Origin of the sequence: Serratia sp. T13T92 (assembly GCF_047530105.1) — a bacterium.
Taxonomy (GTDB): domain Bacteria; phylum Pseudomonadota; class Gammaproteobacteria; order Enterobacterales; family Enterobacteriaceae; genus Chania; species Chania fonticola.
In genome coordinates, this window is record NZ_JBLJAK010000019.1 from 65,691 (window position 1) to 82,438 (window position 16,748).

The window sequence follows — 16,748 nt, forward strand, 5'->3', positions numbered from 1 at the left end:
TAGATTAATCAATGACGCCCCTCACCCTAACCCTCTCCCACAGGGCGAAGGGAGTGAATGTGCTAAAACCTAACTCTTGTGCCTGACCGCAGCTCCGTATCAGTTCCTGCAAGGAGGGGCTGGGTAAGGGGAAATATTGCTTGCTGGGTACGCGGCTTGAGTATACTCGATTGCCCCACGTGTTTACCTTACCAACCGCTTGGTGGCAGCAGGAAAAGCGCGGGTTTCGGTATTATCCTAGCCGGAATAGCCACAGGGTAGCAAAACTACCCTGTGGGCGACACCACGAATCGACCATTTCACGTTACTTGAAGTCGGCGTACGGCGTCAGCGGCTGCGGTGGCAGATCGAGATCGCCCTGCCAACCGGCAAGCGAGTAACGCAGATAAATCAACGCATGGCTCGGGGTATAGTCTTTAGCCTGTTGAATATCGATGCCGGCCCCCAGCGTCCAATGGGAACTGAGGCGGCGTTCGATCAGGGCTCGCAGCGTATAACCCACGCCGGAGGAGGAGCCACCGCTTTCCACCGCGTCCTTGTCTGGCAGGGAGTCTGGGATCAGTCCTTGCAGGGGATAGCGTTTTTCATCGTTGGTTTTCGAGTGCGAAATCGACACCGAGCCCCCCACTTCCCACGACCAGTTTTCCGTGCGCTGGCGATAGTTCACCGGCACCGCCAGCGAAACATATTGCTGCGGGCTGTAATAACCCCCCTGCCCAAGAGAGTAACCGCTCAAGTCCTTCTGATAGTGCCAGAGCATGGTGCTCAGCCCAACGGTGGCGCGGCGGTTATCTTCGTTTATCACCTTATAGTAATAACCGGCCATCAAGCGCTGGCGCTGGTTATCCTCGACATTATGGCCGGTAAGCTGATGAGCACTGAGATCGGCACACACGCCGTTGGCTTCACCGCGATCGTAGCTGGCACTCAGGTTGATACCGGTAGCACGCACGCCCCCCCAGGTAGTGCCGGTGTTCGGATCGCGAGTCCCGCCGAAGGCCAACAGCGAGCTGGTAATCGGCCGCCGCGAGGCGCCCAGCGTCCAACCGATATGGTTCCAGTCACCGCTATAGGCCACGCCGCCAACCCAGTCCACCACTTCAAATCCCATCGGGGTGGTACCGATATCGGTTTGCCAATGGTCGTTGGCCCAACCGGCCGCCACGCTGGTGCCGGTGGTTTTTTGCCGTTCGTCACCGCGGCAACCCTGTGTGTTACAGGTGCCAAAGGTTTCGAAGTACTTACCATTATTATCGGTCGAGAAGCTACCCGCATTCAGTTGGACGGTGTCGGAACGCAGGAACGCCCGGCCGTCATACAGCGGCATATCCACCTGCAACATGGTGTCATGCGCCTGATAATCCGAGATGCCACCGGTGCCGCTCGAACGCCAGTAGTCGTGATCAAGCGTGACCCTGACGTCCTGTTGGCGATAGAGATCGGCGGCATCGGAGCGAATGCCGCGTTTTAGCCAGTCATCCGTAGCGTTATTGCGGGTCAGACGGCTATAACCGTCATTATCCTCAGGTACCGTTAGCGCAATGCTGCTGGCCACCATCGCCTGGCGATAATCCTGCTGCGCCGGTTGCGGTTGCAACTGCTTTTGCTCCAGCCTGGCGGCATCACGATATACCAAGGCTTTAGCCTGCCCCGGCGGCTCTTGCTGGGCGGCCACTTTTAACTGTTTGAAAATATCGGTCGCTTTCTGCGGTTCGCCCACAGCCGTCCAGGCATTAGCAACACGGCGCTGGCCATTGATCGACTCATCCGGTTGCGCTGGTGCCGTTTGCAGCCGTTGGCGTGCCTCGCTCAGCTGACCTTGCGCCACATAGGCTTCGATTTCGCCCAACCGTGCATCCGGATTATTCGGCTCACGCGCACGCACCCGCTGATAATCCGCCAGTGCCTCGTCATATGCTCCCCGCTCTAGTGCCCAGTCTGCCAAGGTCAGGTCGATGCGCGTTGCCGGGGGCTGCTGGCGCAGATAGGCGATTGCCGCGGGTTCATCACCGGCTGTTCGGAGCCGTTCGGCATGATCGAGCGTGGCCTGCATCTGCAAGCGCTGGGCCATTTCACGCATCCCGTCGTTCCACTGCGCTTTGGGCAATGTATTCAACTGGGCCAACGCCTGGTTATCACGATCGCTGCCAGCCAGGTACAGCGCATAGGCGTAAACCTGCTGCGGATCGCCGGACTTCTTCGCGGCCAGTTGACGCATCAGCACGTCGGCCTGCTGCGGTTTCCCGGCCTGACGCAACGTTTGCGCATAGTGATAGGTCAGCCAGACGTCATCAGGATCCTTCTGGTGCGCCTGCCGGTACTTTTCCGCCGCCTCTGGCCACTGCTGGCGCTGTGCCAGTTCGTCGGCCTGCTGTTTGAGCATATCCAGTTGCAGCCCGTCGAGGGTGCTGCGCAGCTTATTCTGCTGCCCGCGAGGCAGACCATTAAGGTAGGCCAGCGCTTTTTGTGGCGACTGCCGCTGGTAGATATTCACCAAGCCCCGCACCGCGCTACCGCTGGCCGGATCCAGACGCAGAGCCTGCTGATAATAGCGCTCGGCAGCAACATCATCCTTACGGGCTACGGCAACGTCGCCCAGGCCGATCAACGCATCGCTGTCGCCGTTATCAATCTGCCGTGCCTGCTGGTACTGTTGCTGTGCCAACGGCAGGTTATTGGCCTTTAACGCCTTGTCGCCCGCATCGATCGCCAGCCAGTAACGGGTGGTTTTGATCAGGCTCTGCCATTTGCTGCTGTCGTAGTTATCCTTGTCCGCCTTCTGCGCCTGCTGGAACAGGCTCAAGGCCTGCTGCCGGTTGCCGGCACGGGAATAGGCCAGGCCAAGTGCGCCAAGCACTTCGGCATCATTAGGCGCACTCGATAACGCTTTTTTCAGTTCCGGGATTGCCGCACGACCGCCGCCTTTATTCACCTGCGCCAGCCCGGTCATGCGCGCGCGATAGGCCGGATCGGCCAACAGTGTCCGCTGGCGGGCCAGTTCCTGCTGTGCGCCAAGCGCCTGCTCACCGCTTTCAAACACGCCGAGGAAACGGTTCAACGCTGCCACGCTCTGCGGGCTGACCGGCAACGCTTTGACCTGTTCCAACCACAAATCCGCCGCAGAGCTGCGGCCTGCGGGATCGGCCGCCACTTGCTGTAACAACTCATAGGCCTGAGCGTCGCGATCCTGGCTGAACAGCATCCGCGCCAGCGCCATGCGCAGCGTGATGTTACCGGGATATTGCCGATCCAGCGCCTGTAGTTGCTGTGTCGCTGCTAATTCCTGGCCGGGTAGCCTGGCCACCAGACGCCAATACTCCACCGCCAGATCGAGCGTTGGCAGATTACCGTGGAACAGTTCATCGTACTGAGCTTTTGCCTCCGGCAAGCGCCCTGCGGCCGCCATCAGGCGTGCCTGTTGCAGCTTCTGGCGGGTTTCCGGCTGCGTCAACAGCATGTTCATTTCTGCCTGGCGGAACACCGGGGATTGCGGTGCCACCCCCTTCAGCTTATCCAGTTGTTGCTGCGCCAAGACCTGATTACCCTGCCGCAGAGCCAAGCGCATACGCGCGGCTATCACGTCAGGGTTATTCGGGTCCATCAGCTCAAGCCGATACAGCGATTGACGCACCAGCTCATCTTTGTTGCTGGCTTCGCCGATGCGCACCTGCTCCAACAGCCATTGATCCGGGGCAACGCTCTCGGCACTCTGCGCCTGTGGCAACAGAGCCAGGCTTAAAGGAAACAGGCTTAGCCAGCCTAGTGTGAAGTTGCGCATTGGCTACCCCAGGCGGGTTGAAGTTCACCCTGACGATTGAAACGATAGCGTTGCTGATCCCATCCCTGACCGAACAGCAGCAAAGAGGCGCTGAAATAAGCATCATTACCCAGAGGGTTATCCTGAATACGTTGGCGTTGCACCGCCAGGGCATCGGGTTGTGCAGCCAGCAGCGGCAACAGTGCGGCGGAGAAGCCTACCGGGCCCGTACCGTTGGTTTTCCCGCTGGCGGTATCGACCTTCTCCGGCACCGCGCCAAGCTGGGCGGTGAGGCGCATCATCGGTTGGAACTGCTTCACCAGCGCCGCTTTATGGGGATCGTCGTCCGCCAACATCCCAGCCCAGAGATAGACACGAATGGCGTCATAGCTGCCGATATTGGGTTTGACGGGATCGGGCTGCCAACCTTTGCCCGATTGCCACTCGGCCCAATCTGGGGAAAATCCTTGCGGAGCCGTTTCCAGCAGCAACCGCTGGCTGGTTTTCTGCATCGCTCGCCACGGCCCGTTCAATTGGGCAAAGCGGGCCAGCAACTGCGGCGGTAAATAGCTGGGGTTCAAGCGCCAGCGATCCTCGGCCACAAAACCCATCTTGCCCGGCAGCAGCATCAGACCCAAACCGGGGATATTCGCCACCTCTTCACGGCCAATCCGTTGCAACAACAGCGTGCCCAATGTTTGATAGCGGCGGCTTTGCCACAGCCGCCCCGCCTCTAGCAGGTTGTAAGCGATCCACAGATCCGCATCGGCAGCCGAGTTGCTGTCCAGCACCTTCCAGGCTTTGTTATCGTCCTGCCCCCACAGCCAGGCCGGCAGATGTGCGCTCAGGTCGCCAGAGGCGAGATTGTTCTCCGTCCATGCCAACAGCTTATCGAAGGCAGGCCGATCGTTGGCCACCAGCGCGAAGAACATCCCATAGCTCTGCCCTTCGGACGTGGTGATGCGCTTCGGGCTGCTGGGATCGATCACCCGCCCTTCCTCGCTGAGATAAAACCGTTGGTACTGCTGCCAGGCAGGCCAATCACAGCTTGCCGCCGTGCTGAACGCACACAGCAGCATCAGGCCAGGCAGCAGGCGGCGCAGGCAGATCCCCATCATGGCAATTAATCCCGATCTTCCGGTGACAGACGACGACGGCTAAAGGCCTTCAGACCACGCCGCAGCAACAGGGCCGCCATCACCACCACCAGCGCGGCTATCGCGCCCAGCAACAGCGGATGCGTCGACAACGCATACCAGATACGTTCCCACCATGGCAGATGGCCAACGTAGTAAACATCCCCCACACGCAAGCTATCGACACCGGACTCACGGATCACGGCCACCGAACCAAACATCGCCGCACGCTTGCCGCTGTCTAGCTGTGCATTATTCAACAGTTCATAACCCCGCGGGCTGTCTGCCAGCAGGGCCACAATGCTGCGTTGATCGTGGAACGGGGACTGCACACCGACCACCGCCGCCATCGCCCCTTCCGAGCTGATGGTGGTTTTGCTGTCTGGCGTAGCGTCATCCTGCTGTACATCCATGCTCGGCAGCGGCAGTTGGCGCATCGGCATTTTCACCCAGCTCAGCGTCGCTTCTACCAGCAGGTTGATTTTCTTGTCATCACGCAGCTCCGGCGGAATGGTGCCGATCAACAGGATATCGGCGTCTTTTTCCTTGGCCTGCGACCAGTCATCGGACAGCGAAAAAGCCAGCGCCGGATAGCCGGTTTGCGCCCCCATGTTACCCATGGCGTTGAGCAAGGCGCTCACCTGGGCGGGCTGCGGCTGTTTGTTCACCAGCACCAGCGTTTGCGACAGATCTGCCAGACGGCTGAAAGGGAAACCGGCGTTGGCGAAGGCGCGCAGATCGGGCATGGTGATAAAGTGGCGATAGCCGGAGAAATCGATGGTGGAATTGCCGTCGATCACCGCATGGTTCGGCACCAAAGAATAGGTTTCGCAACGCCCTTCGGCACCGCTGGCCAGCAGCGTGGTGTAATCGAAGTCAAAGCGCAGCTGGTTGGTCGCCCCCAACTTCAGCACCGGAATATTGACCGCCTTGTCGGAATCGAGCAATCCCTGAGCCAGCGGCAAACGCAACAGCTGTGCGCCCTTCTCATGCTCCGGCACCAGGGCATAGGACTGCACAAACTGATTGTTCAGGCTGATGCTCAGGCGAGAACCATCCTCAATACGCGGCGAGGTGTAGCGGTATTTCAGCTGCATATCGATGCCGTTGCTGTGGATCAGGAACAGATCCGGCGGCAGGTTCATCGACAGTGAGATCGGCCCGGGTTCGACGCCGTCAGTCTGCAACTGCTGAGCATATTGCTGCAGTTCGCTGAACTTCATCGCCCGATCGGTACGCACCCAGTTTGGCGCATCGTACGGCTGGCGAACGGCCAACTGCTCAACCTTATCCACGCTCAGATTCTGGCCACGGAACAGGATATTACCCTGCGCGATGCCCTTCACCGCCGTGATCAGGTCGTTATCATCACGGCCCTGTACCAACAACAGCTTCACATAGGGGTTATCCGGGTGGCTAATCATCTCCACCGTCGGCCCGTTGACCTCCGGGTAATCCTTCAGGAAATCCGGGCGCTGTTTATTGGTGGCAAACACAATGGCGTGCTGGCTCGGTAAACGGTTAAACAGCGTCGGGAAAGACTGACCGCGCCACTGCGCCTGGGTGCCGAACCAGGAGGCCAGGATCCCCGCCGCCCGCTGCTGTTCCAGATCGGGTTGGCCGGCAAACACCATCGGCAGCGTTAATGGCCGATCGTCGCGGCTGTCAAAGAAGGGTTCCGGGAAGTGGGAAAGCTCATTTTTCACCGGCAGCGTCTGGTAACGCAGGCTCAGCGAACTGGATTTGCTGACGTCCAGCCACAGCGTGCTGTTGGCCGGGTTCTCACAGATGTTCTGGTAATGGCCGACAAACACCAGGCGAATGCGGTTAAAATCGGTGATATAGCGCGGATCGATCGGCAACTGGACACGATTAGGCTTACCCAACTGCTCTTTGGTGATGGTGATGACGCCCATCAACTCATCGTTGAGGTAGATCTTGACGTGCGACTCCACCGGGATCAGCGACGGCGAAGGGGTAAACTCCAGATCCAACAGCGCCTGCGAAACCACTTCGTCACTGCGCACGCCAAACTCGATCTGGCCTTCTGGGCGAGTGCCACGCAGGATAAAGGTGCCAGGCGGTGGAGCCACCTCGGTAAACGGCAGTTTTACATCACGCACCGGCGCATCGGGTGCTTGAGGCACCGCCACTCCCATAGGTACGGTGACCGGAGCTTCGGCCACGGTGCTCGCAGGCGGAGTCACGCCAGCCGCTGGAGTGGGGGCCGTTTCCGCCTGAGATAAGCTACTGATGCCTAAGGCCAGCGCGGTAAACCAGTTTATTTTTCTCGTCATCGTATCATCATCTTTTGGGCCGGTTCGCAGGGCATGCGAACGGGCGGTTGCGACACACAGCCTATGCCACCGTCTCTGAAGCCGTTGGAGCTCGGCCTCTTCCTACGCCATGCGGAATAAATGACAGGATCCAGGTGGCCAGCGAGGTCAGGCCGACCAGGATCTTGCGCATCGTTGGCGGCGCATAGTCCGCCATGCGCCGGTAGCCGTGAAAACCTAGTATCAGTACGTCCCGCAGGCTGTCCACCGGCCGGTCTTCCGGGAATGCGTCTTGCCACAGTGCCCAGGTATCGGCCCGGGCGAAGGTGCATTGAATAAATTCGATATGTTGGCGGGTTGAGAGTTCGACCAAACGGACCCCCACCGAGCGGCCATGGGATCGCGTCACCACGCAAGGGAAGCTGAACTCCTGCTGGCCACGTTTAAGCAGCAGCGCAATCTGGTCATGCTCTTGCAACTGATCCGGTACGCGCATTTCGATACCCACACCACCGTCGGAGTAATCACGCAACGTACAGGGGAACAGATGTCCGTCAGCCCGGGCTATCGCCGCAGGCATGGCGATCTCCACACGATGCGACTGCCGTACCTGTCTGGCCTCCACCGCCACGGCCACCGCCCCACCGAGGATGGTCATGTTGTAGATCACCCAAATCAGGCTGATAACCACCGTCATCATCTCGTCCGCTGGGCCGTAGAAAAAACGCCACACGCCAAAACCCAGGCCTGCCAGATTGAGTGTCACCAACAGCAGGTAAGGCCGGGTGATCACCCAATCGACATGCTCTTGCGTAACTAGCCCGCCTTTGGCAGTGACGTTGAACTTGCCTTTATGCGGGTTGAACAAGGCCACGGTGGTCGGCCGGGCGATATACCAGGCCAGCACGGTTTCGTAGATTTCACTCCAGAAGGAGTGGCGGTATTTGCCCTGAATACGTGAGTTGGTCAGGCTGGCGTGGATCATGTGGGGCAGCACATACAGCGCAATCGCCAAGGCTGGCGCGAAGATGATGTAAGCATGCATCAACAAAAACGCCAGCGGCGCGGTCAGGAAGATCAGGCGCGGAATACCGGACAGGAAGTGCAGCATGGCGTTGGCATAGCACAGGCGCTGGGCAAACTTCAGCCCTTTGCCCAGTAACGGGTTATCCAACCGGAAGATCTGCACCATGCCGCGCGCCCAACGAATACGTTGGCCGATATGGGCAGACAGGCTTTCCGTTGCCAGCCCGGCGGCCTGCGGAATACGGATATAGGCCGAGGTGTGGCCAAGGCGGTGCAGACGCAGCGAGGTATGAGCATCTTCGGTCACCGTTTCCACCGCGATACCGCCGATCTCATCTAATGCCGTCCGGCGCAAGATGGCGCAGGAGCCGCAGAAAAAGGTGGCATCCCACATATCATTACCGTCCTGCACCAGCCCATAGAACAAGGTGCCTTCGTTAGGCGTCTGACGAAAACGCCCCAGGTTGCGCTCAAACGGATCGGGCGAGAAGAAGTGGTGCGGCGTTTGCAGCATCGCCAGCTTCTTGTCTTTAAAGAACCAGCCCATGGTCAGCTGCAGGAAAGAACGCGTGGGAACGTGATCGCAATCGAAGATGGCAACAAAATCACCGCTAGCGTGTTTGAGCGCATTGTTGATATTGCCCGCTTTGGCGTGTTCATGGGTCGGCCGGGCGATGTATTTCACCCCGACCTCTGCGGCAAAGGCTTTAAACTCTGGCCGGTTACCGTCGTCGAGAATATAGATATTGATTTTATCTTTCGGCCAGTCGATACCCAGCGCCGCATAGATGGTGGGCTTAACCACGCCCAGATCTTCGTTGTAGGTTGGCACCAGCAGATCGACGGTCGGCCAGGTATTGCTGTCGGCTGGCATCGGCACCGGCTGGCGATTCAACGGCCACACGGTTTGGAAGTAGCCCAGCACCAGCACTACCCAGGCATAGGTTTCCGCCGCCAGCAACAGCAGGCCGCAGGTCAGGCTGAGCGGATCGTCCCAGTTCAGCGTTGAGGTATAGCGCCACCATAAATAACGGCAGGAAACGGTCAACGACAGCACAATCAGCATCAGGCTGGGTAACCGGCCAGGAATACGCCGCACCACCATGGCAATACACCACAGCAGCAGCACAAAAATAAACTGGGCGGGCAGTTCAAAGGGCTGGGAAATACACAGTAGAGCCAGCAGCCCGGCCAATAAGCCAGCAAAAATAAACAGCACCTGCCGAACCCGGTGATTCATCCGGTTGAGGCGCTGTACCGTACGCTCCTCCATACCGGCACCCTGCAACTGCTGCGGCAAGCTTTGCAGCCAGTTGGCGTAACGCAGTTGCAAACGGTGCCAACCGGCAAAGTAGTGGCGCCCCATCGGGGCCGGGCCGCTGTGGGTCACCAGCAACCAAAAACCTTGCAACAAATAACGCAGCGCGTCTGCCGGGCGTGGGCGATGGGGGGAAATATGGGGGAACCAATAGCTTTGTCCTGCCTGCACCTTTTGCCAACTAGGGGACTCAAACCGCAGCAACAGCCAGCCGATGGCCACCATCAGGGTCGTGAGGACAGCGGTAAATGCCGGGGCCCCCGCATGGCGATAAGCGCGGTAGCGTTGTTGCACCGCCCGGTGAACGGGAGGCACCAGCAGCAGGCTTAATATCCTGCTCATACCTCGGCATCCTGCAGGTTGAGCAGACACCAGTTGGCCAGCGTCAGCACTTCGTCGGCCGCCAGGCTTTCCGGCCGATACTCTCCCAGCGGCTGCTTGACCGCCATTGCTTCCGCCAGCGCTTCATCACGATGGATCACCAGCGGCAACATACCTGCTAGCGTTTGCAGCCACAACTGATGCAAATCTTGTTGCAACGGGCTGGCCGAGGAGTAGTGATTAATCAGCAGGTGGCACCCCGTAGGCAACGGCTGCTGATGCAGGCGCGCATGGCAGTTGGCATCGGGGCCGAGCAACAGGAAAACCTGATCGGCCAGCGCCAGTTGCTGTTCAATCTGGGGACCATCACCCGCCGGGATATCCAGCAGGATCCAGCGATACTGCCCAGAGGCACGCAGCTGAGCCAGAAAATCATGCCAACGTTGTGGGCTATCACTCTGTTGCTGCCGTATTTTTACCCGTTCGGCCGCGCTTAACCGGCCAAACGGCAGAAAATCGAGTTTTTTGCCGTAACGCATTGCCCCTTGCGGCCAACCGGTGCCATCCAGCTCTGCACGAGCCCAGCCCCGGTTCAGTTCGAAGGGCATATTAAAGTGTAATCGCAGCAGGTTGTCCGGTGACAGATCAATTGCCAGTACCGACTCGCCCAGTTGCTGTAGCGCCCAGGCTAACGCCGCAGTGATTGACGTAGTGCCAATACCGCCCCGAATCCCTTGCAGTGCAATGACCGGCATGAATCAAGCACTCCCCGTCTTGTTGGCTAGCTCCGCCAACAGCGGCCAGCGGGCCATCATTTGTGCTAGCCGTTCCTGGCGCGAAATATCGATGTAGTTTAACTTAGGCAACGAAAAAGCGCGGCTCAAAGCCTGCAAGTCGTCCTGAGGTTCTACTGGTGCTTTCTCACGAAGCCCTCTTAGCGCATCATTATTCATCTTGCCGCCTCATAAAATAGGCTAATGTTAAATGACTATAGCAACGTTCGGAAAAAATTGGGCCAATAAGATGAATCTTAACGGATAATATCCTTATTATGACTAGATTTGCTATGCTAACTCAGACATTACGCTTTTAATATGACCAGCTCGGGTTTGGTCTACGCCACTTCCAACGAAAGTAGAATAAATCTATGGCGCACTCTTTTTCATTAGGTATCCGACGGATTTGGCAAGAGTTGTCGGCTATGCAATCCCCAGGCTTTTACTGGGTGAATATCGATCGCCAGAGCGATGCCAACCTGTTTTGCCGGCAGATCATCGCTGCCCAAGCAGAAGATGCCCAGTTGGCAGTGATTTGTAGCGGTAATCAGGCAGACACCTTATTGGCAAAGCCGCTTTCCCCTGCGATTAAAAAACTCCCTTTATATAGCCTGCCAGAAAAAAAAGCGGCGCTGCTGCATTTGGCCGACGATCTGATGCGCGAGCTAAAGCCCAGCAACCGTTTACTGATCCTGTTGGCCCACGCCAGCCTGTGGCAAACCTTTACCAGCGATGAATTGCGCAAATGGGCCGCTCAGCTCGGCCAATGGTTACACCAACAGCAGTGTACGCTGGTGATACTCAGTCACGGCAGCGGCGTGAGTAAACTCAAAGGCCAGCTAGCCGCCGAACACCGCATTCTCAACGGCCTGGCCAGCCTGCAGGGGCTGCAAGGCAGTGCACAGTATCTGGTGCACTGGTGGAGCACGGAAAACGGTATCAATGCCAACCAGTTGTTCACTCTGACCGAAGGCCCGGAAGGCTGGGAAGGAGCGGACGACAGCGACCAGCCCTCCCCTACCCCGGAACGCAACGACGAGAGCCTGTGCCTGGCGGAACAACGCATTCTCGAGGGCGCCCCGCCGCTATCGGCCAGTTGGCAACTGTTTGAGAACAATACCAAGTTGATGCAGCGTGGCATGTTGACCATCGCCGCCACGCTGATCTTCGCCCTGTATCAAAGTGACGAAATTGACGAACTAGCCCATCAGATCCATAGCCTGCGCCGCAGCCGAGGCGACGGGCTGAAGATTGTGGTGCGCGAGATGAGCGCCAGCTTGCGCTACAGCGACGAACGCCTGCTGCTGGCCTGCGGTGCCAATCTGATCGTGCCCCACGTGGCACCGCTTTCCAATTTTTTAACCATGCTGGAAGGTATCCAGGGCCAGCGACTGTCGCGCCATATTCCGGCGGATATCGATAACCTGCTCGCCGGGCTGCGGCCAATGCAACTGAAAGGCTACCTGCCGCTGGAGGAATTCAGCCGGGCGGTGACTTCGCTGATGGAAAATACCCTGTTGCCGGAAGATGGCAAAGGAGTGATGATCGCCCTGCGGCCTGCGCCGGGGTTGAGCGCCCGCCAATCGATGACGCTGTGCCATTTGCGGCGTTTTGGCGACATCATGACCGTGGCGCAGAATCGACTGTTCCTGTTCCTTTCCACCTGCCGGATTAACGATCTGGATACCGCATTGAAATTCGTCTTTCGCCTGCCTGTGAGCGAGGCGTTCAGTAATCGGGTGGTGTGGCATCAGGATGTGGATATTATCGATAAAATCAGGCTGTTGCGGCAGCATATCGAGTTTTCACTCCCTACCAGCAAGCTGCAATCGGCCGCTGTCACAACCCACGCCGTAGAAACGGAGCACCAGACCGAACGCCGGGAACCCATTCCCTTCACTCTGATGAGCCTCGGGCAGGAGGAACAGCCATGAACGCACTCGACGATATCGTGCAACTGGTGATCCTGTGCGCCATAGTGTTTATCCCTACGGGATACCTGCTGCATCGCCGTTTCCCCAACTGGCAGCGATCTTGGCAGAATTTGTTGTTATCACCGCGCTATTTAAAGTCAGCAGGGCTATGGGTGCGCACAGGTTCCACCTCTCAAATCAAGCGTAAAAAATAACCATGAGTGACGATAAAATAACGCAACCTGACAATACCTTATGGCGATACTGGCGCGGTCTTGGCGGCTGGAACTTCTATTTCCTGGCCAAGTTCGGCCTGCTGTGGTTCGGCTATCTGAACTTCCATGCGCTGCCCAACCTGGTGTTTATGGCCTTTTTACTGATGCCGATCCCGTCGCCGCGCTTGCACCGCTGGCGTCACCTGATCGCCATTCCTATCGGTATCGGTTTGTTCTACCACGACACCTGGCTGCCGGGTATTAACAGCATCCTTAGCCAGGGCTCGCAGCTCACCGGTTTCAGCGCCGATTACCTGCTGGAGCTGACCGACCGCTTTATCAACTGGCAGATGATTGGCGCCGCCTTCGTGCTGCTGATTGCCTACCTGTTTCTGGCTCAATGGATACGCATCACGGTGTTTACCGTGGCAGCACTGGTGTGGTTGAACGTGGTCAATATTGCTGGCCCGGCGGTCTCCTTGCTGCCTGCCACCAACACCGCAGCGGTGACGGATACCCCGTCTACACCGGCCACGGCGACGACACCAGGCGGCAATCTGCCTGCGGCCAATGGCCCACCGACCAATGCCAACCTCACGGCCTACCTGGAACAGTTCTACCAGCAGGAAAAAGCCCGAGCGACCACCTTCCCGTCCGCCTTACCCGCCGATGCCCAGCCGTTTGACGTGCTGTTCATCAACATCTGTTCGCTGGCCTGGGCCGATCTGGACGCCGTCAATCTGCGCAACCATCCGCTGTGGGCCAAGATGGACATTATGTTCACCAACTTTAACTCGGCCACCGCGTACAGCGGCCCAGCGGCCATCCGCCTGTTACGCGCCAGCTGCGGCCAGCCTTCGCATCACGATCTGTATCAGCCCGCCAATCAGCAGTGCTATCTGTTTGATAACCTGGCCAAGCTGGGCTTTAAACAGCAGTTGATGCTCGATCACTCCGGCGTATTTGGTAACTTCCTGAAAGAACTGCGTGAGCAAGGTGATATGCAGGCTCCGCTGATGTCGCAGGCCGGGATCGGCAATGAACTGGCCTCATTCGACGGTGAACCGATCTATAACGATCTGCAACTGCTCAACCGCTGGCTCGATCTACAGAAAAAAGAAGGTGATGCTCGCACCGCGACCTTCTTTAACCTGATCCCACTGCATGACGGCAACCGCTTTGTGGGTGGCAAAAAGACCGCCGATTACCAGCCCCGGGCACAGCAACTCTTCGATCAGCTGAACACCTTCCTTGATGAGCTACAGAAATCCGGGCGTAAGGTGATGGTGGTGATCGTGCCGGAGCACGGTGCGGCACTGGCGGGCGACAAAATGCAGATGTCTGGCCTGCGGGATATCCCAAGCCTGAACATTACCCATACGCCAGTGGGTATAAAACTGGTTGGTATGCAGGCCCCGCATCAGGGCAGCCCGGTAGACATTAAAACGCCGAGCAGCTATCTGGCGTTGTCCGAGTTAGTCTCGCGGTTGGTGGACGGCAAGGTGTTTACTGCGCCAAGCGTCGACTGGCAAGTACTGACGCAGGGCCTGCCGCAGACTGCGGTGATCTCTGAGAATGACAATGCCATCGTGATGCAGTATCAGGGCAAGGCGTATATTCGCCTTAATGGCGGGGACTGGGTGCCTTATCCCCAGTAACTGGTGAAGGGAGCCTTTATGTTTTGCGACTAGAGGCTCTTCTTTGTTTGGCTAGATTTACCGTCAATTTATCATCCGCTTTGTGAATGTTCAAAACTTGCTCGTATTTAAGATTTAATCTATCATCACATTATGTAAATCTTAAAAACTTGGGGCGAGGTCATCATGACGACAATGGCCATGAACAAAAGCACTCGTGCTCACCGGTTCAACCCCGAGCACACCGAAAAAGCACTGATCCAGACACGCCTAGAAAACGTCGGCAAAAAATTTGTCGACGCACTCACTAGCGTAGAGGGAGAGAAGCTGCTGTCACTACTCACTCTGTCCGATGGTGAATTTTGGTCAGAACTGAAAATTCTGGCGCTCACCCAGTCGGTGATAAACAACACCAACGTGGAAAAAAACGAGCAGGAAGAATATGCCGAAGCTAGGCTGGCATTTTTAAATAGCCTGGAAAAATACGGCGGTGTCCATAAATCCACGACCGTCAAAGGACTACTGGGGTTATCGGTTCCCACTATTCATAAATACGGAAAACACAATAAACTCATTGTATTAGAGTGGGGTGCCGAAAAATTGTATCCAGTATTTCAGTTTTCTATCGATGAAAGATTTAGTGATAATGGGATGTTGAAAGGCTTACAGGAGTTACTGGCACGGATAACGCATAATGTAAGCAGCGTACGTAAATGCAACTTCTTCACCCGAAAAATTGAGATGCCCGGTTGCGCAGAAAAGACTACAGTGCTGGATATATTACGGCGGGGCGCTACAGAGCAAGAAATGGCGCATCTGCTCATTCTGGCGGACAACTTCGGAACCAACAACTCGGTTTAATGCGGTGCCAGTCATACTTGGCACTGCTTCCCCTGATTTATCCTGTGATCCGTAAGTTACATTCGGACTTGAGGATCTGCCTGGCGGTTTTTCCCTGATGTTCATACTTACTCAGTCTAGTCACTGATGTCGTTAACAATATCCCACCCCCATCGAGTTTATCGGACCAAAGTCCCACACAGGGCTGCCCATTATGCCGGGACAAATACTCTAGTCCGTCTGCATGATCAGCCAGCGCTTTCGACAGTTTTTGGGTGAAAATGTAGACAGATCTTGGCCCCATCAAATCCCCGACGGAGATCCTCAAATGCGGAGCCAGCCGAGTTTCGTCAAAGACCTTCAGCGGCTTTTGCACCGAGATTTCCACCATACAGTTCGTTGTAAAATCCGAACGGTCAATGAATTCCTCATTCTGATAGAACTCACTACATGCGGTATGAGGCGACTCAGCCAGATACATCGGCCATTTAGACTTATCGGGCAATGAGAAACGGTTTTCGCTATTGGGGTTAAAAAAAACACCTTTTCCGCCATAATACTGATCCTGCAACTTGTAATAACCCGCCCCCGCGGCGATAAGTTTCGTTACCCGCAGCTTGCCCTGGTCTTCCAGGTCCATAATTTTTGTTAGGCGATCATGTAAATTACCCTCATATTCGATAATCATCATTACCTACCTTGGTAAACATTGAGCTAGCATGCTTTTGAAATCTGCATTGGGGGATCGTAAACATGGGAACTCTTGTTGGTTCACGCCACTCACACTCAAGGTTATTTAAATATTAATCATATTGTTAGCAATGCCAAGTTAGAAAAATATAGTATTGGTGTTAGCGCGACGACTTACGCGTTAAAAATGAGTGGACCAATAAGAAAAACGCTGTCGCCAATGCCACTCCCCATGTTGCAATATAATAATAATCGTAGGGGAACCATTCATCATTATTATATAAAGCATTATGACGGTATGAATAAGGGACATAAATGGCATCGGTTATCTCTAAGATTGAAATAAAGGATACACATAAACAATAAAAGGGCGTATTTTTTAAAGTGATCCCACTACGTAACCTGGCAACAATCAACAGAAAACACACAATACCGACAACGAGTAACACAATAATGTCTTTCATGCCATTCACTCCCTGAATTCTGGCGTAACTGCATTGTCCGAAAGAGACTATTATTACCAAACCAACGATAAGTACGCAATGGAAGCAGCATAGCCAACCTCATGTTCTACATAATTATTGGATGTGTCACATCAGATTGATACCAATGGCGGTCGCTCAGGCCTTGCCCGCCAAAACATTTACCGGGCGTTGTCTGCTGAAGGTAATCCGACTATCAAAACACTGACCGAAATTACCCGTGCTGCCGGTGTGCGCTTAACACCACTTCGCGCCTAGAGGTTAACGGGCGCAGCATGCAGCGCCCCTACGCGGTGAGCCCGGCGCACCACAACAAAAAACGCCGGTATCGCTACCGGCGTCTGATTGATGACAAAGTGGC

General features: G+C 56.3%; 12 protein-coding genes and 1 pseudogene. 5 read left to right on the top strand and 8 right to left on the bottom strand.

What is annotated here, in order from left to right; all coding sequences use genetic code 11:
- Window positions 1-304: 304 nt before the first annotated feature.
- From bcsC to bcsR, 6 genes are all read right to left on the bottom strand, one after another.
- Window positions 305-3,778 (bottom strand): cellulose synthase complex outer membrane protein BcsC, encoded by a 3,474-nt coding sequence (gene bcsC, locus ACMV5I_RS17745; RefSeq protein ID WP_414824961.1) that lies wholly within the window; start codon window positions 3,776-3,778, stop codon window positions 305-307.
- Window positions 3,760-4,872 carry a cellulose synthase complex periplasmic endoglucanase BcsZ gene (gene bcsZ, locus ACMV5I_RS17750; RefSeq protein WP_202671694.1) on the bottom strand — a complete coding sequence of 371 codons (1,113 nt, stop codon included), beginning with the start codon at window positions 4,870-4,872 and terminating at the stop codon, window positions 3,760-3,762. The genes bcsC and bcsZ overlap by 19 nt, the downstream gene beginning before the upstream one ends.
- A gap of 8 nt (window positions 4,873-4,880) precedes the next feature.
- Window positions 4,881-7,190: a cellulose biosynthesis cyclic di-GMP-binding regulatory protein BcsB gene (gene bcsB / locus ACMV5I_RS17755; protein ID WP_414824962.1), complete on the bottom strand. Its 2,310-nt coding sequence runs from the start codon at window positions 7,188-7,190 to the stop codon at window positions 4,881-4,883.
- Window positions 7,191-7,251: 61 nt separating this feature from the next.
- The gene (bcsA, locus tag ACMV5I_RS17760) at window positions 7,252-9,855 is read right to left on the bottom strand and encodes a UDP-forming cellulose synthase catalytic subunit (protein WP_414824963.1); all 2,604 of its coding nucleotides are present in this window, start codon (window positions 9,853-9,855) and stop codon (window positions 7,252-7,254) included.
- Window positions 9,852-10,589: a cellulose biosynthesis protein BcsQ gene (gene bcsQ / locus ACMV5I_RS17765; protein ID WP_414824964.1), complete on the bottom strand. Its 738-nt coding sequence runs from the start codon at window positions 10,587-10,589 to the stop codon at window positions 9,852-9,854. Before bcsQ ends, bcsA begins: the two co-directional genes overlap by 4 nt.
- Window positions 10,590-10,592: 3 nt before the next feature.
- Window positions 10,593-10,787, bottom strand: a complete 195-nt coding sequence (gene bcsR / locus ACMV5I_RS17770) for a cellulose biosynthesis protein BcsR (RefSeq protein WP_121608118.1) — start codon at window positions 10,785-10,787, stop codon at window positions 10,593-10,595.
- A gap of 194 nt (window positions 10,788-10,981) precedes the next feature.
- On the opposite strand from bcsR, the gene bcsE reads away from it, so the two are divergent.
- The 4 genes from bcsE (at window position 10,982) to ACMV5I_RS17790 (ending at window position 15,236) form a co-directional block, all read left to right on the top strand.
- Window positions 10,982-12,544, top strand: a complete 1,563-nt coding sequence (gene bcsE, locus ACMV5I_RS17775; protein WP_414824965.1) for a cellulose biosynthesis protein BcsE — start codon at window positions 10,982-10,984, stop codon at window positions 12,542-12,544.
- Window positions 12,541-12,738 (top strand): cellulose biosynthesis protein BcsF, encoded by a 198-nt coding sequence (gene bcsF, locus ACMV5I_RS17780; protein WP_037411860.1) that lies wholly within the window; start codon window positions 12,541-12,543, stop codon window positions 12,736-12,738. The genes bcsE and bcsF overlap by 4 nt, the downstream gene beginning before the upstream one ends.
- A 2-nt stretch (window positions 12,739-12,740) precedes the next feature.
- Window positions 12,741-14,396 (top strand): cellulose biosynthesis protein BcsG, encoded by a 1,656-nt coding sequence (bcsG, locus tag ACMV5I_RS17785; protein ID WP_414824966.1) that lies wholly within the window; start codon window positions 12,741-12,743, stop codon window positions 14,394-14,396.
- A gap of 165 nt (window positions 14,397-14,561) precedes the next feature.
- On the top strand, window positions 14,562-15,236 hold the full coding sequence (locus tag ACMV5I_RS17790; protein WP_414824967.1) for a hypothetical protein: 675 nt from the start codon (window positions 14,562-14,564) through the stop codon (window positions 15,234-15,236).
- Between the two features lie 37 nt (window positions 15,237-15,273).
- On the opposite strand, the gene ACMV5I_RS17795 is transcribed toward ACMV5I_RS17790, so the two are convergent.
- The gene (locus ACMV5I_RS17795) at window positions 15,274-15,906 is read right to left on the bottom strand and encodes an RES family NAD+ phosphorylase (RefSeq protein ID WP_414824968.1); all 633 of its coding nucleotides are present in this window, start codon (window positions 15,904-15,906) and stop codon (window positions 15,274-15,276) included.
- A 160-nt stretch (window positions 15,907-16,066) separates the two neighbouring features.
- Window positions 16,067-16,369: a hypothetical protein gene (locus ACMV5I_RS17800; RefSeq protein WP_162304289.1), complete on the bottom strand. Its 303-nt coding sequence runs from the start codon at window positions 16,367-16,369 to the stop codon at window positions 16,067-16,069.
- Window positions 16,370-16,522: 153 nt separating this feature from the next.
- Between ACMV5I_RS17800 and ACMV5I_RS17805 the strand changes: the two are divergent.
- A pseudogene (locus tag ACMV5I_RS17805) lies at window positions 16,523-16,645 on the top strand (DNA-binding protein); the annotation flags it as partial.
- Window positions 16,646-16,748: the final 103 nt, after the last annotated feature.